This is a genomic window from Halomonas sp. BN3-1, assembly GCF_003056325.1.
Taxonomy (GTDB): Bacteria; Pseudomonadota; Gammaproteobacteria; order Pseudomonadales; family Halomonadaceae; genus Halomonas; species Halomonas litopenaei.
Genome location: NZ_PYVV01000006.1, coordinates 260496 through 277735, shown reverse-complemented (window position 1 = coordinate 277735; position 17240 = coordinate 260496). Strand labels below are relative to the sequence as shown.

General features: G+C 65.4%; 15 protein-coding genes. 10 read left to right on the top strand and 5 right to left on the bottom strand.

Annotated elements, in window-relative coordinates; all coding sequences use genetic code 11:
* Nucleotides 1–216: 216 nt before the first annotated feature.
* A complete protein-coding gene (gene ppa, locus C9F12_RS10855; RefSeq protein WP_045993354.1) occupies nucleotides 217–747 on the bottom strand; it encodes an inorganic diphosphatase in 531 nt (176 codons plus the stop codon).
* Between the two features lie 302 nt (nucleotides 748–1049).
* Between ppa and C9F12_RS10850 the strand changes: the two genes are divergently transcribed.
* Complete coding sequence (locus C9F12_RS10850) at nucleotides 1050–2771, top strand: bifunctional protein-serine/threonine kinase/phosphatase (RefSeq protein WP_045993353.1); 1722 nt, start codon at nucleotides 1050–1052, stop codon at nucleotides 2769–2771.
* A gap of 400 nt (nucleotides 2772–3171) precedes the next feature.
* On the opposite strand, the gene C9F12_RS10845 is transcribed toward C9F12_RS10850, so the two are convergent.
* Nucleotides 3172–4431, bottom strand: coding sequence for a 6-phosphofructokinase (locus C9F12_RS10845; protein ID WP_045994172.1), 1260 nt, complete (start codon nucleotides 4429–4431; stop codon nucleotides 3172–3174).
* A gap of 451 nt (nucleotides 4432–4882) precedes the next feature.
* Between C9F12_RS10845 and mpl the strand changes: the two genes are divergently transcribed.
* From mpl to C9F12_RS10830, 3 genes are all read left to right on the top strand, one after another.
* Complete coding sequence (mpl, locus tag C9F12_RS10840) at nucleotides 4883–6265, top strand: UDP-N-acetylmuramate:L-alanyl-gamma-D-glutamyl-meso-diaminopimelate ligase (RefSeq protein ID WP_045994173.1); 1383 nt, start codon at nucleotides 4883–4885, stop codon at nucleotides 6263–6265.
* Nucleotides 6258–6899 (top strand): flavin prenyltransferase UbiX, encoded by a 642-nt coding sequence (locus tag C9F12_RS10835; protein ID WP_045994174.1) that lies wholly within the window; start codon nucleotides 6258–6260, stop codon nucleotides 6897–6899. The genes mpl and C9F12_RS10835 overlap by 8 nt, the downstream gene beginning before the upstream one ends.
* Nucleotides 6900–7003: 104 nt before the next feature.
* Complete coding sequence (locus tag C9F12_RS10830; RefSeq protein ID WP_045994175.1) at nucleotides 7004–7627, top strand: LysE family translocator; 624 nt, start codon at nucleotides 7004–7006, stop codon at nucleotides 7625–7627.
* A gap of 93 nt (nucleotides 7628–7720) precedes the next feature.
* Here C9F12_RS10830 and C9F12_RS10825 read toward each other — a convergent pair whose 3' ends face one another.
* The 3 genes from C9F12_RS10825 to C9F12_RS10815 are packed head-to-tail and all read right to left on the bottom strand — an operon-like array spanning nucleotide 7721 to nucleotide 10998.
* On the bottom strand, nucleotides 7721–9127 hold the full coding sequence (locus C9F12_RS10825) for a bifunctional DedA family/phosphatase PAP2 family protein (protein WP_045994176.1): 1407 nt from the start codon (nucleotides 9125–9127) through the stop codon (nucleotides 7721–7723).
* A gap of 60 nt (nucleotides 9128–9187) precedes the next feature.
* Nucleotides 9188–10138 (bottom strand): diguanylate cyclase, encoded by a 951-nt coding sequence (locus C9F12_RS10820; protein WP_045994177.1) that lies wholly within the window; start codon nucleotides 10136–10138, stop codon nucleotides 9188–9190.
* A complete protein-coding gene (locus tag C9F12_RS10815) occupies nucleotides 10135–10998 on the bottom strand; it encodes a hypothetical protein (RefSeq protein ID WP_108448862.1) in 864 nt (287 codons plus the stop codon). The genes C9F12_RS10820 and C9F12_RS10815 overlap by 4 nt, the downstream gene beginning before the upstream one ends.
* A gap of 176 nt (nucleotides 10999–11174) precedes the next feature.
* On the opposite strand from C9F12_RS10815, the gene C9F12_RS10810 reads away from it, so the two are divergent.
* The 6 genes from C9F12_RS10810 (at nucleotide 11175) to rodA (ending at nucleotide 17111) form a co-directional block, all read left to right on the top strand.
* Nucleotides 11175–12413, top strand: coding sequence for a glutamate-5-semialdehyde dehydrogenase (locus C9F12_RS10810; RefSeq protein ID WP_083970559.1), 1239 nt, complete (start codon nucleotides 11175–11177; stop codon nucleotides 12411–12413).
* Nucleotides 12414–12460: 47 nt separating this feature from the next.
* The gene (nadD, locus tag C9F12_RS10805) at nucleotides 12461–13090 is read left to right on the top strand and encodes a nicotinate-nucleotide adenylyltransferase (RefSeq protein ID WP_108448871.1); all 630 of its coding nucleotides are present in this window, start codon (nucleotides 12461–12463) and stop codon (nucleotides 13088–13090) included.
* A 117-nt stretch (nucleotides 13091–13207) separates the two neighbouring features.
* Nucleotides 13208–13570 (top strand): ribosome silencing factor, encoded by a 363-nt coding sequence (gene rsfS, locus C9F12_RS10800; protein ID WP_108132840.1) that lies wholly within the window; start codon nucleotides 13208–13210, stop codon nucleotides 13568–13570.
* A complete protein-coding gene (gene rlmH / locus C9F12_RS10795; RefSeq protein ID WP_108132839.1) occupies nucleotides 13567–14034 on the top strand; it encodes a 23S rRNA (pseudouridine(1915)-N(3))-methyltransferase RlmH in 468 nt (155 codons plus the stop codon). Before rsfS ends, rlmH begins: the two co-directional genes overlap by 4 nt.
* Nucleotides 14035–14067: 33 nt before the next feature.
* A complete protein-coding gene (mrdA, locus tag C9F12_RS10790) occupies nucleotides 14068–15954 on the top strand; it encodes a penicillin-binding protein 2 (RefSeq protein WP_108448861.1) in 1887 nt (628 codons plus the stop codon).
* Nucleotides 15954–17111 carry a rod shape-determining protein RodA gene (rodA, locus tag C9F12_RS10785; protein WP_108132837.1) on the top strand — a complete coding sequence of 386 codons (1158 nt, stop codon included), beginning with the start codon at nucleotides 15954–15956 and terminating at the stop codon, nucleotides 17109–17111. The genes mrdA and rodA overlap by 1 nt, the downstream gene beginning before the upstream one ends.
* Nucleotides 17112–17240 lie beyond the last annotated feature (129 nt).

Below are 17240 nucleotides of genomic sequence, written 5' to 3'. Positions count from 1 at the left end.
GCTGCGTTTGCCCAGGTCGATACCGATGATGGCGGGAGCGGTCATGAGCGTGGTCCTCTGAAAAGAAGAAGCCCAGCAAGCATAGCCTGCTGGGCTTCGAGGTCAGGCTGACCATCTCATTAAAGCCGCCCGAATCCGGGCGGCTTTTTTTGACGCTTCCCCAGGACCAGGCGTGGCCTGGGGAAGCAACCGTCGCTGGCGCGTCTGCGCCGAGGCTCAGGCCTTGGTGTAGGCGGCGGCGGACTTTTCGATGGCCTTGCGGGCGGCCTCGACACCTTCCCAGGATTCCACCTTGACCCACTTGCCCTTCTCGAGATCCTTGTAGTTCTCGAAGAAGTGGGCGATCTGCTGACGCAGCAGCTCGGGCAGATCGGTGACCTCCTGAACATCGTCGTAGAGGCTGGACAGCTTGGGGTGCGGGACGCACACCAGCTTGGCGTCTTCGCCGGCTTCGTCGGTCATGTTGAGGATGCCCACCGGACGGGCGCGGATGACACTGCCGGGTGCGACGGGGTAGGGGGTGACCACCAGGGCGTCCAGGGGGTCGCCGTCGTCTGCCAGGGTGTGCGGAATGAAGCCGTAGTTGGCCGGGTAGAACATCGGCGTCGCCATGAAGCGGTCGACGAGCAGGGCACCCATGTCCTTGTCAATTTCGTACTTCACCGGGGCGTGATTGGCGGGAATCTCGATGGCGACGAAGAGGTCGTTGGGGAGTTCCTTGCCGGCGGGGATGTTGTCGAAGTTCATGCTCGCGTCCTTCGTTGGGCGGATGTCCGCCTGGGCGGCGGAAAAAAATCCGTCGGATTATACGAACCCCGTGACGGGATTACCAATATGGTGGGCGTATCTTGACGCGCTGCAACAAGGCGCGCAAGACAACCATGGGACGAGACGCCGGGGTGAGGTGCCACTAAAGCACAGTAAACAAAGCCAAAGGCGACTTGTCAGGCATATCAGGGATTCGGTGTGTATCATACCGCCGGTGAAGGCGTCGGCCCCCTGGCCCACGTCTTGTCGCGTCATCAACGCTGGAGTCACAGGAGGTGATCTTGGCCACCGCACGTCTCGCTCTGAGTTATGGGCAAGCCTTTGTGGCGCCCGAACGCCATCGGCAGCGCAGTTCGATGTCGGTGCGCCTGCCGGAAGAGGGCGAGCCCAAGGGCGCCTGCGCGCTGATCAGCGATTCAGCCTCAGGCCATGCCCTGGCCAAGCAGGCGGGAGATCTCAGCGTGCGTGGATTTCTCAACGACTACTACGCGACTCCGGCGCACTGGACCATCAAGGCGTCGGCCCAGCGAGTGATGCGTGCGCTCAACGCTTGGTGTCATGGCATGACCCGCCAGATGGAGGACGGCAGCTATGTGTCGTCGTTGTCGACGGTGGTGTTCAAGGACCGTTGTGCGCACCTCTTTCATGTAGGTGACACCCTAGTGTTTCGGCTTCGGGGAGCCGAGTTCGAGCAGTTGAGCCGCGACCACGTCACCGACCTGGGGGGCTATCGCTACCCGGCCAGGGCGCTGGGCATGGATGTCGGCATCGACATCGACTATTCGGAGTGGCCGCTGAAGCAGGGGGACATCTTTCTGTTCACCACCCAGGGGGTGCGTGGGACCCTGATGCCCTCCGACTATGTGCGGCTGATTCGCGAAGATGCCAGTGACCTGGACGCGGCCTGTGAGCGCCTGGCCGAGGCGGCAAGCTCCAGGGCTCGTGAGCGGGGCTACGGCAGTGACCCCTTCTGCTTTCAACTGGTCAGGGTGGATGAACTGCCTGATGCGGCCAGCGACGCTCCCAGTCGGCTGTACGGGGATCTGCCGATTCCCCCCGAGCTTGCGGTGGGTGACCAGATCGACGGACTGGTGGTGGAAGCGGTGATGTCACGCACCGCCCACTCACGGGTCTACCGGGTGCGCGATGTGGATACCGAGCGGGTCTGTGTGCTCAAGGCGCCAAGTCCTGAGCTGTCGAATCGAAACGCCTACCTGGAGCACTTCCTGCTGCAACAGTGGGTGGTGGAGAGGGTTCACTCGCCCTTCGTGGTCAGCGTGGTCGAGCCTTCCCGGTCCCGCCGTCATCTCTATTACCTGATGCGTTACGTCGATGGCATGACCTTGAGCGAGTGGGTCGCGCGCTATCCGCGTGCCAGTCTCGGTCAACGACTCGACATCGCGCTGCAGCTGGGCAAGGCGCTGCAGGCGTTGCATCACCGTGACCTGATTCACCAGCAGGTCCATCCAGACAACGTCTTGATCGATGATCAGGGGCGCGTGGTACTGACCGACTTCAGCGCCTGCCATCTGCGCGATGTCGACGGGCACCGCCGCTCCCGCCGGCTGGTGGCCCAGGTGGGGCTCAATGAACACAGTGCGCCTGAGTATGCCCTTGATGACGAGGTCGGCCGGCGCAGTGACCAGTACGCCCTGGCCTCCACGGTGTACTGGTTGATCAGCGGACGTCTGCCCTACGCGGTGCCGACCCATCAGCTGCGCAGTCATACCGATCTCGAGCAGCTGAGCTATCGCAGCGTGCGTCATTACCGGCCAGACGTCAGCGCGGAGCTCGACGAGGCCTTAAAACGCGCCCTGGACCCGCAGCGATCGCTGCGTTTTCGGCGCCTGTCGGAATTTCTCTATAGCGTGCGGCCCGGTCGCCAGCAGGTGTCTGAAGCCCCCAGTCGTTCGATCCGTGCCTGGAAGGAACCCGCCAACCTGTGGCAGGCCATCGCCGGGTTGTTGCTGGTGTTGTTGATCCTGTCCTGGTGGCTACGCTAGGGCTTGTCTGAAAAGTGCCTGCACTCGGTAATACGGCGTTAAAAATCGGCTGGTGCGCCAGCCCGGTCAAAATGCTCATTTACACCCTGTAAACTGCGCTGTCTCACCGATTTTTGCCTTGTCTAACCTTCGCTCGTCGACTTTTCGGACAGCGCCTAGGGCTTGTCTGAAAAGTGCCTGCGCTCGTCGGTGTATCGGAGAAGGCCTGGGGCTTTGGTGATCCGTGGCGGGGCCAGCCGGTCTTCCTGACACATCCTGCGGCGTCAAACGAAAAGCCCCGAGGCCAGGCCTCGGGGCTTTTTTAATGCCAGCGTCGCGTCGGCTGCGTCTCGGTCGCGGGGCGTGCGTGATGCAGCGCCGGGCCGCAGCGAGCTGTGGTGCGTCTATGCTACAGACTGAGTTACAGGCTGAATGCCGGCAGACGCTTTTCCACCCGCGCGAGCTTGAGGCGCGCCATCTTCGGCAGGCCGTTCTCGAAGGGAGGGAAGTCCTCGCCCTGGATCAGCGGTGCCAGGTAGGCACGGCCGGCGTCGCTGATGCCGAAGCCATCCTCGCGGATGTACTCGCGCGGCATGAACTTCTCACGGTTGGCCACATCGGCCAGCGGTGCCGCCTCGATCTCCCAGCGGTAGGGGTTGTCGCTGACGCGCTTGATCGCCGGCATCTGGGCGTTGTGCCCCTCGAGCGCCAGTTCCACCGCCTTGACGCCGACCGCGTAGGCCTGCTCGACGTCGGTCTTGGCGCCAAGGTGGCGCGCGGCGCGCTGCAGGTAGTCGGCAACCGCCCAGTGGTACTTGTAGCCCAGGTCCTGCTTGACCATGCCGGCCAGGGTCGGGGCCACGCCGCCGAGCTGGCGGTGTCCGAAGGCGTCGGTGTTACCCGAGTCGGCGAGGAAGGTGCCGTCCTCGTAGCGTGCGCCCTCGGAAACCACGATCACGCAGTAGCCGTAGTTCTTGACCGCGTATTCCACACGCTCCATCACCTGGCGACGGTCGAAGGGAATCTCGGGGAAGATCACCAGGTGGGGTGGCTCACCCTCGCCCTGGCCGGCCAGGCCACCGGCGCCGGCGATCCAGCCGGCGTGGCGACCCATGACCTCGAGCACGAACACCTTGGTGGAGGTGGCGCACATGGAGGCGATGTCCATGGAGGCCTCGAGGGTCGAGGTGGCGATGTACTTGGCCACGCTGCCGAAACCGGGGCTGTTGTCGGTGATCGGCAGGTCGTTGTCCACGGTCTTGGGCACGTGGATGGCGGTCAGCGGGTAGCCCATCTTCTCGGACAGCTGCGAGACCTTGAGGCAGGTGTCGGCGCTGTCGCCGCCGCCGTTGTAGAAGAAGTAGCGGATATCGTGAGCCTTGAACACCTCGATCAGGCGCTCGTACTGGGTGCGATGGCTCTCGATGTCCTTGAGCTTGTAGCGACAGGAACCGAAGGCACCGCCGGGCGTGTGGCGCAGGGCGGCGATGGTGTCATCGGACTCCTGGCTTACGTCGATCAGGTCCTCGGTCAGGGCGCCGATGATACCGTTGTGGCCGGCGTAGACCTTGCCGATGCGATCACTGTTCTGGCGGCAGGTCTCGATGACGCCGCAGGCGCTGGCGTTGATCACGGCGGTGACGCCGCCGGACTGGGCGTAGAAGGCGTTGTGCTGGGCCATGGGGCGTGGGGCTCCTGGTTCTGGATCGTGAATACGGTGAAACGAACAACGTCCCCACGCGGCGTGGCGAAGGGAAAGGATCGGTGGGCGCGTCGCGGTCGGCCAGGCCTTCGTCGGGAAGGGCTTCGCGGACTAAAGCCTTCGCGGACTAAAGCCATCGTGTGGCAAGCCATCGCGTGGCAACCATCGCCGGGACAGCGCCGGAACATGGTCGGCGATTCTAGCCCATCGGCCTGGTGCCTGCATCCGACCGGCATGCCCCGGCGCAGCCGAGCGCCGACGTCGAAGTAAAACAGTGGGCGATCGGCAACAGCGACGAGGGCGTGACGCCGCCTCTGGAGGCCTTTGTCGGGGCATGCTAGGCTGCCGCCAACCTTGAGTGCCGTTGTCTGCCGGGGGCGCCGTGCGCGTCGACTCGGGGACGGGGCAGCAGCAGCGCACCGGAGGCGCCATGCATCTTCATATCGTCGGTATCTGCGGCACCTTCATGGGCAGCCTGGCGCTGTTGGCGCGGGAGCTTGGCCACCAGGTCAGCGGCTCGGATGCCAGCGTCTATCCCCCCATGAGCACCCAGCTGGAAACGGCCGGCATCGCCCTGATGCGCGGTTACGCCGCCGACAATCTGACGACGACACCGGACCTGGTGGTGATCGGCAACGCCCTGTCGCGGGGCAACCCTGAAGTCGAGGCGGTGCTCGATCGTGGCCTGCCCTACGTGTCCGGTGCCCAGTGGCTGGCCGAGCACGTGCTGCCGGGGCGCCCGGTGATCGCGGTGGCGGGCACCCACGGCAAGACCACCACGGCCAGCCTGACCGCCTGGCTGCTCGAAAGCGCTGGGCTGGCCCCTGGCTTTCTGATCGGCGGGGTGCCGAGGAACTTTGGCGTATCGGCGCGACTGGGCGGCGAGCAGGCGCCCTTTGTGGTGGAGGCCGACGAGTACGACACCGCCTTCTTCGACAAGCGCTCCAAGTTCGTGCACTACCGCCCGCTGGTCGCCATCCTCAACAACCTCGAGTATGACCACGCGGACATCTTTCCCGACCTGGCTGCCATCGAACGCCAGTTTCATCACCTGGTACGTACGGTGCCCGGGCGTGGCCAGTTGCTGGTGGCGGACGACGCGCCGGCGCTGGACCGGGTGCTGGCCCAGGGCGCATGGACACCGGTGTCGCGCATGGGGCAGCAGCAGGACTCGGCCTGGCGCATCGAGCTAGAGCGTGACGATGCCAGTCGTTTCAGGGTGATCCAGCGGCGGCCGGACGGGGTCGACGAGGACGCAGTGGTCGACTGGGGGTTGACCGGTGACTACAACGCCCGCAATGCCCTGGCCGCCCTGGCCGCCGCCAGCGTGTTCGGCGTGGATCTGGCGCGCGGCGCCGCTGCGCTGTCGCGTTTCGAGACGCCCAAGCGTCGCCAGGAGGTGCGCGGCGAGGTCGGCGGCGTCCAGGTGATCGACGACTTTGCCCATCATCCCACCGCCATCGCGGCGACGCTGTCCGGGCTGCGCGCTTCGACCCAGCGCGGTCGCCTGCTGGCGGTGATCGAGCCGCGTTCCAACACCATGCGTCTGGGTACCCTGCGCGATCGCCTGGCGGACAGCGTGGCCCAGGCCGACCAGGTCTGGTGGTACCAGCCCGAGGGGCTGGACTGGTCGGTGGAGGCGCTGGTCGAGGCCTCGCCGATACCGGCGCACCGTCGTGGTGACATCGATGCGCTGGTCGCCGATCTGGTGGCACAGGCGCGCCCTTATGATCGTATCGTGGTGATGTCCAACGGCGGCTTCGGCGGCATCCATGAGCGCCTGCTCAAGGCGCTGGAGGCCGCTCATGGCTGAAGGCTTCAACCCCCCGGTGACCGTGGCCCTGACCGGCGCCTCCGGCGCCCAGTACGGACTCAGGCTGATCGAGGCGCTGGTGTCGGCGGGACACGAGGTGTGGGTGATGATCTCCAAGGCCGCCCATCTAGTCATCGCCACCGAGACCGAGGTGTCGTTGCCGCCACGCCCGGCGCTGCTGGCCGAGGCGCTCAGCGAGCGGTTCTCGGCGGCCGAGGGCCAGATCCGCTGCTTTGGCCGTGAGGACTGGATGGCCCCGGTGGCGTCGGGCTCCGGCGCCAGCAGTGCCATGGTGATCTGCCCGTGCTCGACGGGAACACTGTCGGCGGTGGCCTGTGGCGCCAGCAACAATCTGATCGAGCGCGCCGCCGATGTGGCGCTAAAGGAACGCCGCCGCCTGGTGCTGGTGCCCCGGGAGACGCCATTCTCGGCGATTCACCTGGAGCACATGCTCAGTCTGACCCGTATGGGGGCGGTGGTGTTGCCCGCAGCACCCGGCTTCTACCACCAGCCGCAGAGCATCGATGATCTGATCGACTTCATCGTGGCGCGCATCCTCAATCAGCTGGGTATCGATCATCAGCTTATGCCAAGGTGGGGCGAGGGGTCCTCCGGGTCCACCGTCGGCGACTGAGTGCGTAGCTGGCATCGTCATCACAGGACACCATCATCACCTGGCACCATCATCACCTCGCGCCGTCAGACACCTCTCCAGCGCTGCTCGGGATAAGGAAATCCATGCCCAGTCTGTCCGTTCTCTCTGTGTTCGTTCCGACCTTCTTTCTGGTCTCGCTGACGCCAGGCATGTGCATGACCCTGGCCATGGTGCTGGGCATGACCCAGGGGGTGAAGCGGGCGCTGTGGATGATGCTGGGGGAGCTGGTTGGCGTGGGGCTGGTGGCCTTCTCCGCCGGTGCGGGGGTGGCGGCACTGATGCTCAAGCTGCCGGCGCTGTTTGCCTTGTTCAAGTGGCTGGGAGGGGCCTACCTGGTCTATCTGGGGTGGCTGATGTGGCGCTCACGGGGGCGCATGGCGATCCCTGACAATCTTGAGGATACCGCGCCGCCGAAGCGACGGGAGCTGGCCATGCAGGGCTTTGTCACTGCGGTCGCCAACCCCAAGGGCTGGGCCTTTTTCGTGGCATTGCTGCCGCCCTTTATCGATCCGGCGCGGCCGGTGCTGACCCAGTTGGCGGGGTTGATTCTGGTGATCCTGAGTCTCGAGTTCACCTGCCTTCTGCTGTACGCCAGCGGCGGCAAGAGTCTGCGTCACCTGCTCGCACGTGGGGGCAGTGTACGGTTGCTCAACCGCATCGCCGGGACCTTGATGATTGGTGTGGGCCTGTGGCTGGCGCTGGGCTAGGGCCTGGCTGGAAAGTGCCGGCACTCATCGCTGTCTGGACAAGGCCCCGGGCCCGCCTTGCCAGAGGTGTCGGTTCGGGGGCGTGTCACCTTCCTATACCGGCGGCAGCCACAGGATGCGTGCGCTGACCAGGGCCAGCGAGGCAAGCAGCAGTGCCGGTAATGGACACGGCGTCAGGGCCGTCCGGTCCCGCCTGAGCCAGGCCAGTTGAACCATGGCGCAGACCACCAGGCCAAGCAGGGCACCCCCGACGAGATCGCTCAGCCAGTGCACGCCCAGCACGATACGTGACAATGCCATGGGCACGACGATGGCGATCGCCACCCAGTAGGGCCAGAAGCGTTGGCGGCGTGGCAGCGTCTGGGCGATAAAGGCGGCCGCCATGCCGTACAGGACCACCGCCGTCGAGGTGTGGGCGCTGGGATAGGACAGAGAGTGGGCGAGATAGTCAGGGGCATCCGGACGAAGGCGGCCGATCACCTCCTTGCCCAGGGTGTTGAGCGTGGCGATGGCAATCAGTCCAGCGCTCACGTGGCCCAGTGCCGCCCAGTGACGGCGGCTGGCCAGCCACACCAGCCAGGGCAGTGCCAATGCCGCCACGCCGAGGGTATCTCCCGCCTCGGCCAGTGTCTCGGACAGCGCCAGAAGTCCGGGTAGCTCGAGCCCGCCGATCAAGGCGTGAAGCCGCGTATCCATCATCAGCGGTCCGTCTGCCTGGAGCACGACCAGCGTCCAGGCGCTCAGCGCGGTCAGTGCACCCAGGAGCAACAGCCAACTGGCCAGGGGAGGCTCTTCCTCGTGGTGGGGGGCCAGGGCCTGCCACAGGCGCCTCCCGCCGGGCAGGTGATGGCTGAACCAGGCGAAGCTACGGTACAGCAGGCCCTGAGGCGAGGCGTGGTGGCGGACCAGCGAGAACAGCAGCGCCAGCACCGCCACGGTGACGCCGAGCGCTGTCAGCCAGGGGTGCAGGTCGTCCGGCAATGCCAGCCACTGTTGCCAGGTTCGACCCAGCAGATAACCGGGCAGGATGTAGGCCGGTGCCCACAGCAGGGCGGAGCCAAGATTGGCCCAGGTGAAGGTCGTCGGCGGCATGCGCAGAATGCCCGCCACCAGCGGCACGATGGGGCGGACCGGTCCGACGAATCGCCCCAGCAGCACTGAAAGAGGACCATGACGCTGGAAGAATCGTGCACCCCGGGCCAGCCACTCCGGGTGATGCGACAGCGGCCACATGGCGGTGACCTGTTCACGGTAGCGATAGCCGATGGCGTAGCTGGCGCCGTCTCCCACCACGGCACCGGCAAAGGCACAGGCGATGACCCAGCCAACCGCGATGTCGTAGTGGCCGGCCAGGGAGGCGCCGGCGGTGATCAGAACGACGCCGGGCACCACCACGCCGATCAGGGCAAGCGACTCCACCAGCGCGATGGTAAAGATCAGCAGCAGCAACAGTCCGGGCGAAGGCGCCCACTGAATCAACCAGTCCCCGGCATTTCCCACCCTGTTCTCCTTTGCGTTGGGCCGTCGTGATGTTTCGGCATTCTGCCACAGACAGGGTGGTCAGGAGCGACCGGGTGGGAGGGGAGTGACGGCCAGTGCCTCGCTGCGGCGAGCCAGTCGCTGCTCGAAATGCTGCCAGGGTTCCTTGGCGTTCAGGGCGCAGAGCCGTGAGCGTAGGGTCAAGGGGCCGATGTCCGACAGGCGAACCTCGGACAGCGCCTGTTCCAGTCGCTTGATCACCAGCATGGCACCACTTTCGGTGGTGTTGGGCAGTACCAGCCAGAAGGTGTCATGGGATTCCCGTCCCAGAATATCGTGGTCACGGCAGTGAAGGCGTACCGCCTGGCACAGTTGGTCGAGTTGCGTTAGCTGAGTGCGAGAGCCGTACTGCTCACTGGCGATTTCCAGTTGTGGCAGGTGCAGGATCACCACCGCCAGCCGCTGGTCCAGGTGCTGGGCGCGCTCGAACTCCCCGTTCAGGCGCTCGTGCAGGGTGGCGCGATTGATCGCATCGCAGTCGACGTCGCTGGGGTCGGTGGCCCGGTTCAGGTCGCGCTGACGCAGGTATTCCCAGCCGGCCAGGGAGGTGACCGCAAGGAAGGTCAGCAGAAACTTGATTTGATCGAGGCTTGGCGAAGACTGGCCGACCACCATGAGCCAGATCGGCATGACGGCCAGCGCCAGCACCAGAGCAGGGCCGAAGGGCAGTACCAGCAGGATCAGGGTGATAGGTACGCTGATCCAGAAGGCGTCGAACGATGCCTGCAGCACCGTCTGGTCATAAAGGGCCAGGCAGCCGCACAGCAGCAGCAGATAGTTCGAGACGCGCGAGGCTCTTCTGGTATCGAAGACCGTGATCACGGCCATCAGGCAACTCAGGGACGCCGGCAGCAGGATGCTCTCGTATTGCCCCAGCAGATAGTGCCACAGGGCCAGTGACGCCAGCAGCAAGGTCCCCATGACATCGGCACAGACGCGCCAGGAACGGACCCACTGGGGTGGCTCGATCATGCGTCGTCCTCCACCACCTGGGTGACAGGGCACTGCTTGTCCAGGGCCGCCAGCACCATGGGCAGGTTGTCCAGATTGGCAATCGATACGGTGCGTACTGTGAGCGGCACGGCGATGTCTTCCAGCAGTTCCTGGCGTCGTTGCCTGGCCTGCACGGCGTCTCGACTGGTCAGCATCACGGCGACGGTACGTCCGTTGAGCCGATAGGCGTTCTCGAACCGCTTGATGCGTGTGCAGATGTCCTGGGCGACCCGCCACAGAGAACGTCCATGGATCTGGATCACCACCAGTTCGGCGTGGACGCCGTCACGGGTGGCGCGGCTGTTTTCCCGAGCCAGGTCGCGTTCCAGCTGGCTGGCTGACCACAGCGGCAGTCCGGGCGCCAGACGGGCTCTCCTGCGCATCAGGCGTTGCGAATGTCCGCCCGGCAGCGCACGTCCGATCGCAAGAAAGCACAGGCACAGCAAGAGCGCGCCTGCCAGGCCCCAATGATGAAGGCTCATCTGGGTGATCAGGCTCCACCAGCTTATCCCGGCAAGGCTGGCGTTGAGTATCAGCATCCACTGGGGTTGGGGCAGGATCAACAGGAAAGGCCAGGCCCACAGCCAGGCACCGTTGGCGTCGGGCGAGAGCATCACCAGGGCGGCAAGCAGCACGCTGGCCACCACCAGCCAGGCGCGGTAGGCATGGCGGCGGTGGCTGAACTCGATGACGATGCCGGTGATCCCGAGCCATAGCGCGGCCAGACCAAGCAGCGTGGTGTCCAGCGCCCGCGCCGATGTCGCCGCGCAAAGGGCCAGCAGTGCGGCCGCGGCGAACAGGTTCAGCTTGAACAGGCCGACTTTGTACTTGTTCCGCATGCTGTCTTAATATGATCCTTTCTGTGGTTCACGATCCGCATCACGTCCGCGTTGTCATCCCGGTGCAAGCTTTCTTTCTTTGACCGGAGACCTCGTTCTACCAGGAGACTCGTTTCACCGTGTCCGACTCATCCGCCAATGCCACCGCCGAGTGCGTCGCCGATATCGACGCCTACATGACCGCCATGGGCCAGGCGGCCCGTGTTGCTGCCACCGATATGCGTCGCCTGCCACCCGCGCGCAAGAACCAGGCGCTCAAGGCGATGGCTCAGGCGCTGGACGCGTCTCGTCAAGAGATCCTGTCGGCCAATCGGCAGGATCTGGCGCGCGGTCGCGACAAGGGGCTCGACGAGGCTCTGCTCGATCGCCTTGCCCTGGATGACGGCCGCATCGACGCCATGATCGAGGGCCTGACCCAGGTCGCTGCCTTGCCCGACCCTGTCGGTGAGATCGATGGCCTGAGCACTCGGCCCAGCGGTATCCAGGTCGGCATGATGCGCGTGCCCCTGGGTGTCATCGGTATCATCTACGAATCTCGCCCCAACGTCACCATGGAAGCCGCAAGCCTGTGCCTGAAATCGGGCAATGCCTGCATTCTGCGTGGGGGCTCCGAGGCCAGCGCGTCCAACCAGGCGCTGGCCCGCTGCATCGCCTCTGGGCTGGCCGAAGCCGGACTGCCTCAGGGCGCCGTGCAACTGGTGGCGACCACCGACCGCGCCGCCGTGGGTCGCTTGATCAGCATGGACGAATTTGTCGATGTGATCATTCCCCGTGGTGGCAAGTCGTTGATCGAGCGTATTTCGCGTGAGGCCAGGGTGCCGGTGATCAAGCATCTGGACGGCATCTGTCACGTCTACGTGGACGCCGCCGCCGACCTGGACAAGGCCCGTGCCATCGCGGTCAACGCCAAGACCCATCGCTACGGCGTGTGCAACGCCATGGAAACGCTGTTGGTGAATGCACAGGTGGCGCAGGCCCTGCTGCCGACCCTGGCCGCTGACTACGCGGAAAAGGGCGTCGAGGTGAGGGGGTGTGCCCGCGCCCGGGCGATCGTCGATCACTGGCTCACGGCGAGTGACGAGGACTGGGCCACCGAGTACCTTGCGCCGGTGCTGTCGGTCAGGGTAGTCGATGACATCGACGAGGCCATGGCGCATATCGAGCGCTACAGCTCGCGTCACACCGAGTCCATCGTCACCGAGAACTACAGCCTGGCACGCCGCTTTCTGGCAGAGGTCGACTCGAGTTCGGTCATGGTCAACGCCTCGACCCGGTTTGCCGATGGCTTCGAATACGGGCTCGGTGCGGAGATCGGCATCTCCACCGACCGACTGCATGCCCGGGGGCCGGTGGGGCTCGAAGGGCTGACCACGCGCAAGTATGTGGTCTTCGGCGATGGCCAGATTCGACAGTGAGTGGCGCCGTTCGCTTTGACGTCGAGGGTCGTCCTGCGCACATCGGCATGCTTGGCGGCACCTTCGATCCCGTCCATCTAGGCCATCTGCGCACCGCGCTTGAGCTTCGCGCTGCGCTGTCGCTCGATGGCGTGCACATGATCCCCGCGGCTCAGCCTCCGTTGCGCGATCGGCCCCAGGTCACCGCCGAAAAACGGCTCGAGCTGTTGCGCCTGGGGATCGGCGATACCCCGGGGCTGGCGGCGGACCCCTGCGAGCTGGAACGGGAGGGCCCGTCGTTCAGCGTGCAGACGCTCGAGTCCCTGCGTGAGCGCTACGGCCACGAGGCGCGCATCGTCATGGCCCTTGGTCACGACGCCTTTCTCAAGCTGGCGAACTGGCACAACCCGGAAAGGATCTTCGCGCTTGCCCATCTGGTGGTGGTCGAACGCCCCGATCACGAAGCGCCCTTGCCCGAAGCGCTTCAGGCGCTGATCGAGGGGCGTGAGGTCGAGCATGGCGATGCCCTGATGGCCAAGCCCCAGGGCCGACTGCTGCGCCTGTCGCTGCCGTCGCGGATGGCGATCTCGGCCACCTTCGTCAGGCACAGCCTGATGCAGGGAAAGAGCGTGCGCTACCTGCTGCCCCCGGCAGTCGAAGAGCGTATCCAGGCACAACGCCTGTACCGCGCGGTCTGAGCGCGGCAGCCAGGGCTAGGCGGTCCGAGAAATTCGATCAGGCGCTGGATTGGCGCTGCCACTCGGCTTCCCAACAGGTACAATGGGAGGTCGATGACTACCCAGTGATGAGGGGCTATGCAGATTGAAGCATTGAAGGCGCTCGTGATCGAGTCGCTTGACGATATCAAGGCCAAGGACGTCGAGGTGCTCGACGTGTCTCGGCTGACCAGTGTGACCGATTGGATGGTGGTGGCGAGCGGGACCTCGACACGACATGTGTCGGCGCTGGCCAACAGCGTCATTACCAACGCCAAGGACAATGGCGTTCAGCCGTTGGGCGTCGAGGGTGAAAACGGGTCGGACTGGGTGCTGGTCGATCTCGGCGGCGTGGTGGTCCACGTGATGATGCCGGACACCCGTGCGCTGTACGACCTGGAGCGACTGTGGTCGGACCTTCCCAGCGATGCACCGGCATCAGAGGAAGAGGCCAAGGCATGAAGGTCCGCCTGTTGGCGGTGGGAACACGCATGCCAGGCTGGGTGACCGACGGTGTCGAAGAGTACCGCAAGCGTCTGCCGCGGGATTTTCGCCTGGAGGTCGAAGAGATCGCCCCGGGCCATCGCGGCAAGAACGCGGATACCGCGCGCGCCGTGGCCCAGGAAGCCGAGCGCATCGAGGCACGCCTCAAGGGCGATGAGCATCTGGTGGCGCTGGAGGTGCTCGGCAAGCCCTGGACCACCGAGCGGCTGGCCGATGAGGCCGATCAGTGGCGTCATGCCGGGCGTGATGTGGTGCTGCTGGTGGGCGGCCCGGATGGCCTGGCCCCGACGCTGTCGGCCCGCGCCCACCAGCGCTGGTCGCTGTCACCCTTGACCCTTCCCCATCCACTGGTGCGGCTGGTGCTGGCCGAGCAGCTCTACCGTGCCTGGACCCTGATGGTGGGACACCCCTACCACCGATGATGGCTCCTGCGTCAGACAAGGATTGCCTCTCGCATGCGTAAGCGTCGCGAAACCCTCAAGAACCCCGAGAACGCGCTGCGCATCTTTCGTGTGCGTGCGACGCTTGCCGGGGTGGTCGTGGTACTGCTGTCCGGCCTGCTGGTGGGGCGGTTGTGCTATCTGCAGATCGTCCAGCACGAGGTCTACAGCACCCGATCCGAGAAGAACCGGGTGAGGGTGGAGCCGCTGCCCCCGACCCGCGGGCTGATCTACGACCGCAACGGCCAATTGCTGGCCGAAAATCGTCCCACCTACAACCTGACCCTGGTGCGTGAGCGGGTCGATGATCTCGATGCCACCCTGGAGCTGCTGGTCGAGCTGCTGGATCTGCCGGACGAAGAGGTGGACGCCTTCAAGGTGCGTTCACGCCAGCGTCAGCGTCCCTACCAGCCGGCGCTGTTGATGAGTGATCTGACCGAGTCGCAGATCGCCAGGCTTGCGGTCAATCGCCACCGCTTGCCGGGAGTGGAGGTGCAGGCCCAGCTGCTGCGCTTCTATCCCGACGCCGAGATCATGTCCCATGCGCTTGGCTACGTGGGCAGGATCAACGCCGAAGAGCTCGAGAGCCTGGATCCGGGCAACTACGCCGGTACCCACTTTATCGGCAAGACCGGGGTGGAACGCTTCTACGAGGATCAGTTGCACGGTCGTGCGGGGCTGAGAAAGGTCGAGACCAACGCCCGGGGGCGGGTGCTGCGTGAGCTGGGGCACACCGACCCCGAGCCGGGTCAGGACCTGACCCTGACCCTGGACATGGACATGCAGCAGCTCGCTGTGGATCTGCTCGATGGCCGGCGTGGCGCCATCGTCGCCATCGCGCCCCAGACCGGCGAAATTCTGGCGATGGCCTCGGTGCCTGGGTTCGACACCAACCAGTTTGTCACCGGTATCGACGTCAAGTCCTACCGCGGGCTGCAGAGCGATATCGATCTGCCGCTGTTCGACCGGGCGACCCGGGGCAGCTATCCGGCGGGGTCTACGATCAAGCCGTTCATGGCTATGGCCGGGTTGATCGAAGGGGCCGTTACCCCGGACGAGGTCATCTACGACCCGGGCTACTATCAGCTGCCCAATGACGACCGGCGCTACCGCAACTGGCTGCGCTGGGGGCATGGACGGGTGAATCTCGAGCGCGCCCTGGCGGTGTCCAACAACACCTATTTCTATTCATTGGCCCACGAGCTCGGCATCGATCGTATCGACGAGAACCTGGGGGCCTTTGGCTTCGGCACCCGGGTCGCTGCCGACGTGGCTGGGCAGGGGGATGGTCTGCTGCCATCCAGAGACTGGAAGAAGGCACGCTTCAATCAGCCCTGGTATCCCGGCGAGACGCTGTCGGTGGGTATCGGCCAGGGGTATCTGCAGATCACGCCGCTGCAGTTGGCGGCCGCGACCGCCGTGCTCGCCAATCGCGGCCACTGGGTGCGCCCGCGGCTGGCCAAGCGCATCGGCGACCAGCCGGTGCCGGTGGATCTGCCCGACACGCCGCCGGATATCGAGGCCCCCGAGAACTACTGGACCCGGGTCTTCAACGGCATGGAAAAGGTGCTGTCCGGGCGCGAGGGCACGGCACGGCGCACCGGGGCAGGCCTTCAGTATCGCATGGCCGGCAAGTCGGGTACCGCCCAGGTGTTCTCGCTGGGGCAGAACCAGAAGTACAACGCCGCCGAACTGCGTGAGCGTCTGCGCGACCATGCGCTGTTCATGGCCTTTGCGCCGGTGGAGGACCCTCAAATCGCCATTTCGGTCATCGTCGAGAACGCCGGTGGCGGGTCGACCCACGCCGCGGGGCTGGCTCGGGCCATGGCCGATGCCTGGATTCTCGACCACAACGCCGGTCGTCCGCGCACCGACGAGACCGCCGCCGAGGAGGAAGACTGATGGCCATCGATTTTGTGCGCTCGTTGCGCGGCCACCCGGTGCGTCCCCCTGCCAGCGGTATCGCCCGACGCACCTCGTTCTGGCAACGGATGCACGTCGATCCCTGGTTGCTCGGCATGCTGCTGGTGCTTATGTGCAGTGGCCTGGCGGTGCTCTACAGCGCCAGTGGCGAGAACGTTCACGTGGTCACCGCCCAGGCGATTCGCTTCGGTGTGGCCTGGGCGGTCATGCTGGTGCTGGCGCAGTTTTCACCGGCGACGCTGATGCGCTGGGCGTTGCCGGCCTATCTGGCCGGCCTGGTGATGCTGGTGGCGGTGGAGATCCTCGGTGACGTCGGCATGGGCGCTCAGCGCTGGCTGGTGATTCCCGGCGTGGTGCGCTTTCAGCCTTCCGAGATGATGAAGATCGCCATGCCGATGATGGTGGCGGCCTGGCTCAGTCGCCACGAGCTGCCACCCAATTGGCGCGCGCTGGCCGGTTGCGCGCTGCTGATCGCTCTGCCGGTGGGCCTGATCGCGCGCCAGCCGGACCTTGGCACCTCGCTGCTGGTGGCGGCAGCGGCGGTCTTCGTGATCCTGCTGGCGGGGCTGTCCTGGCGCTTTATCGGTGTCATGGTGGCGCTGGCGGGGGCAGCGCTGCCGCTGTTGTGGATGAACATGCACAACTATCAGCGTCAGCGCGTGCTGACCTTTCTCGATCCCGAAAGCGACCCGCTGGGCGCCGGCTGGAACATTATCCAGTCGACCACCGCCATCGGCAGCGGGGGCGTCTGGGGCAAGGGCTGGCTCGAGGGCACCCAGTCGCAGCTCGAGTTCCTGCCGGAGCGGCACACCGACTTTATCGTGGCCGTGCTGGGCGAGGAATTCGGGCTGGTCGGCATGCTTGCTTTCCTGCTGCTGTACCTGCTGATCGTCGCGCGTGGACTGTGGCTGGCGGGTGCCGCCCAGGATACCTTCGGCAGATTGCTGGGAGGCGGCATCATGCTGACCTTCTTTATCTACGTCTTCGTCAATATCGGCATGGTCAGCGGCATCCTGCCGGTGGTCGGCGTACCGCTGCCCCTGGTGAGCTACGGGGGGACGTCCAGCGTGACCTTGATGGCCGGTTTCGGTATTCTCATGGCGGTCAATGCACATCGCCGGTTGCTGCCACGCTAGGGGCTGGCGACCAGGCTAACGGGGGCCCGGAGAGAGGCGGCGACAGTGGCCACGGTGGGGCCGGCGAGCGAAGCGCTTGCCGGCTTTGCAGGGGCGGCGGCGCCTGCGGGTTCCCCAAGGGAGAAGATC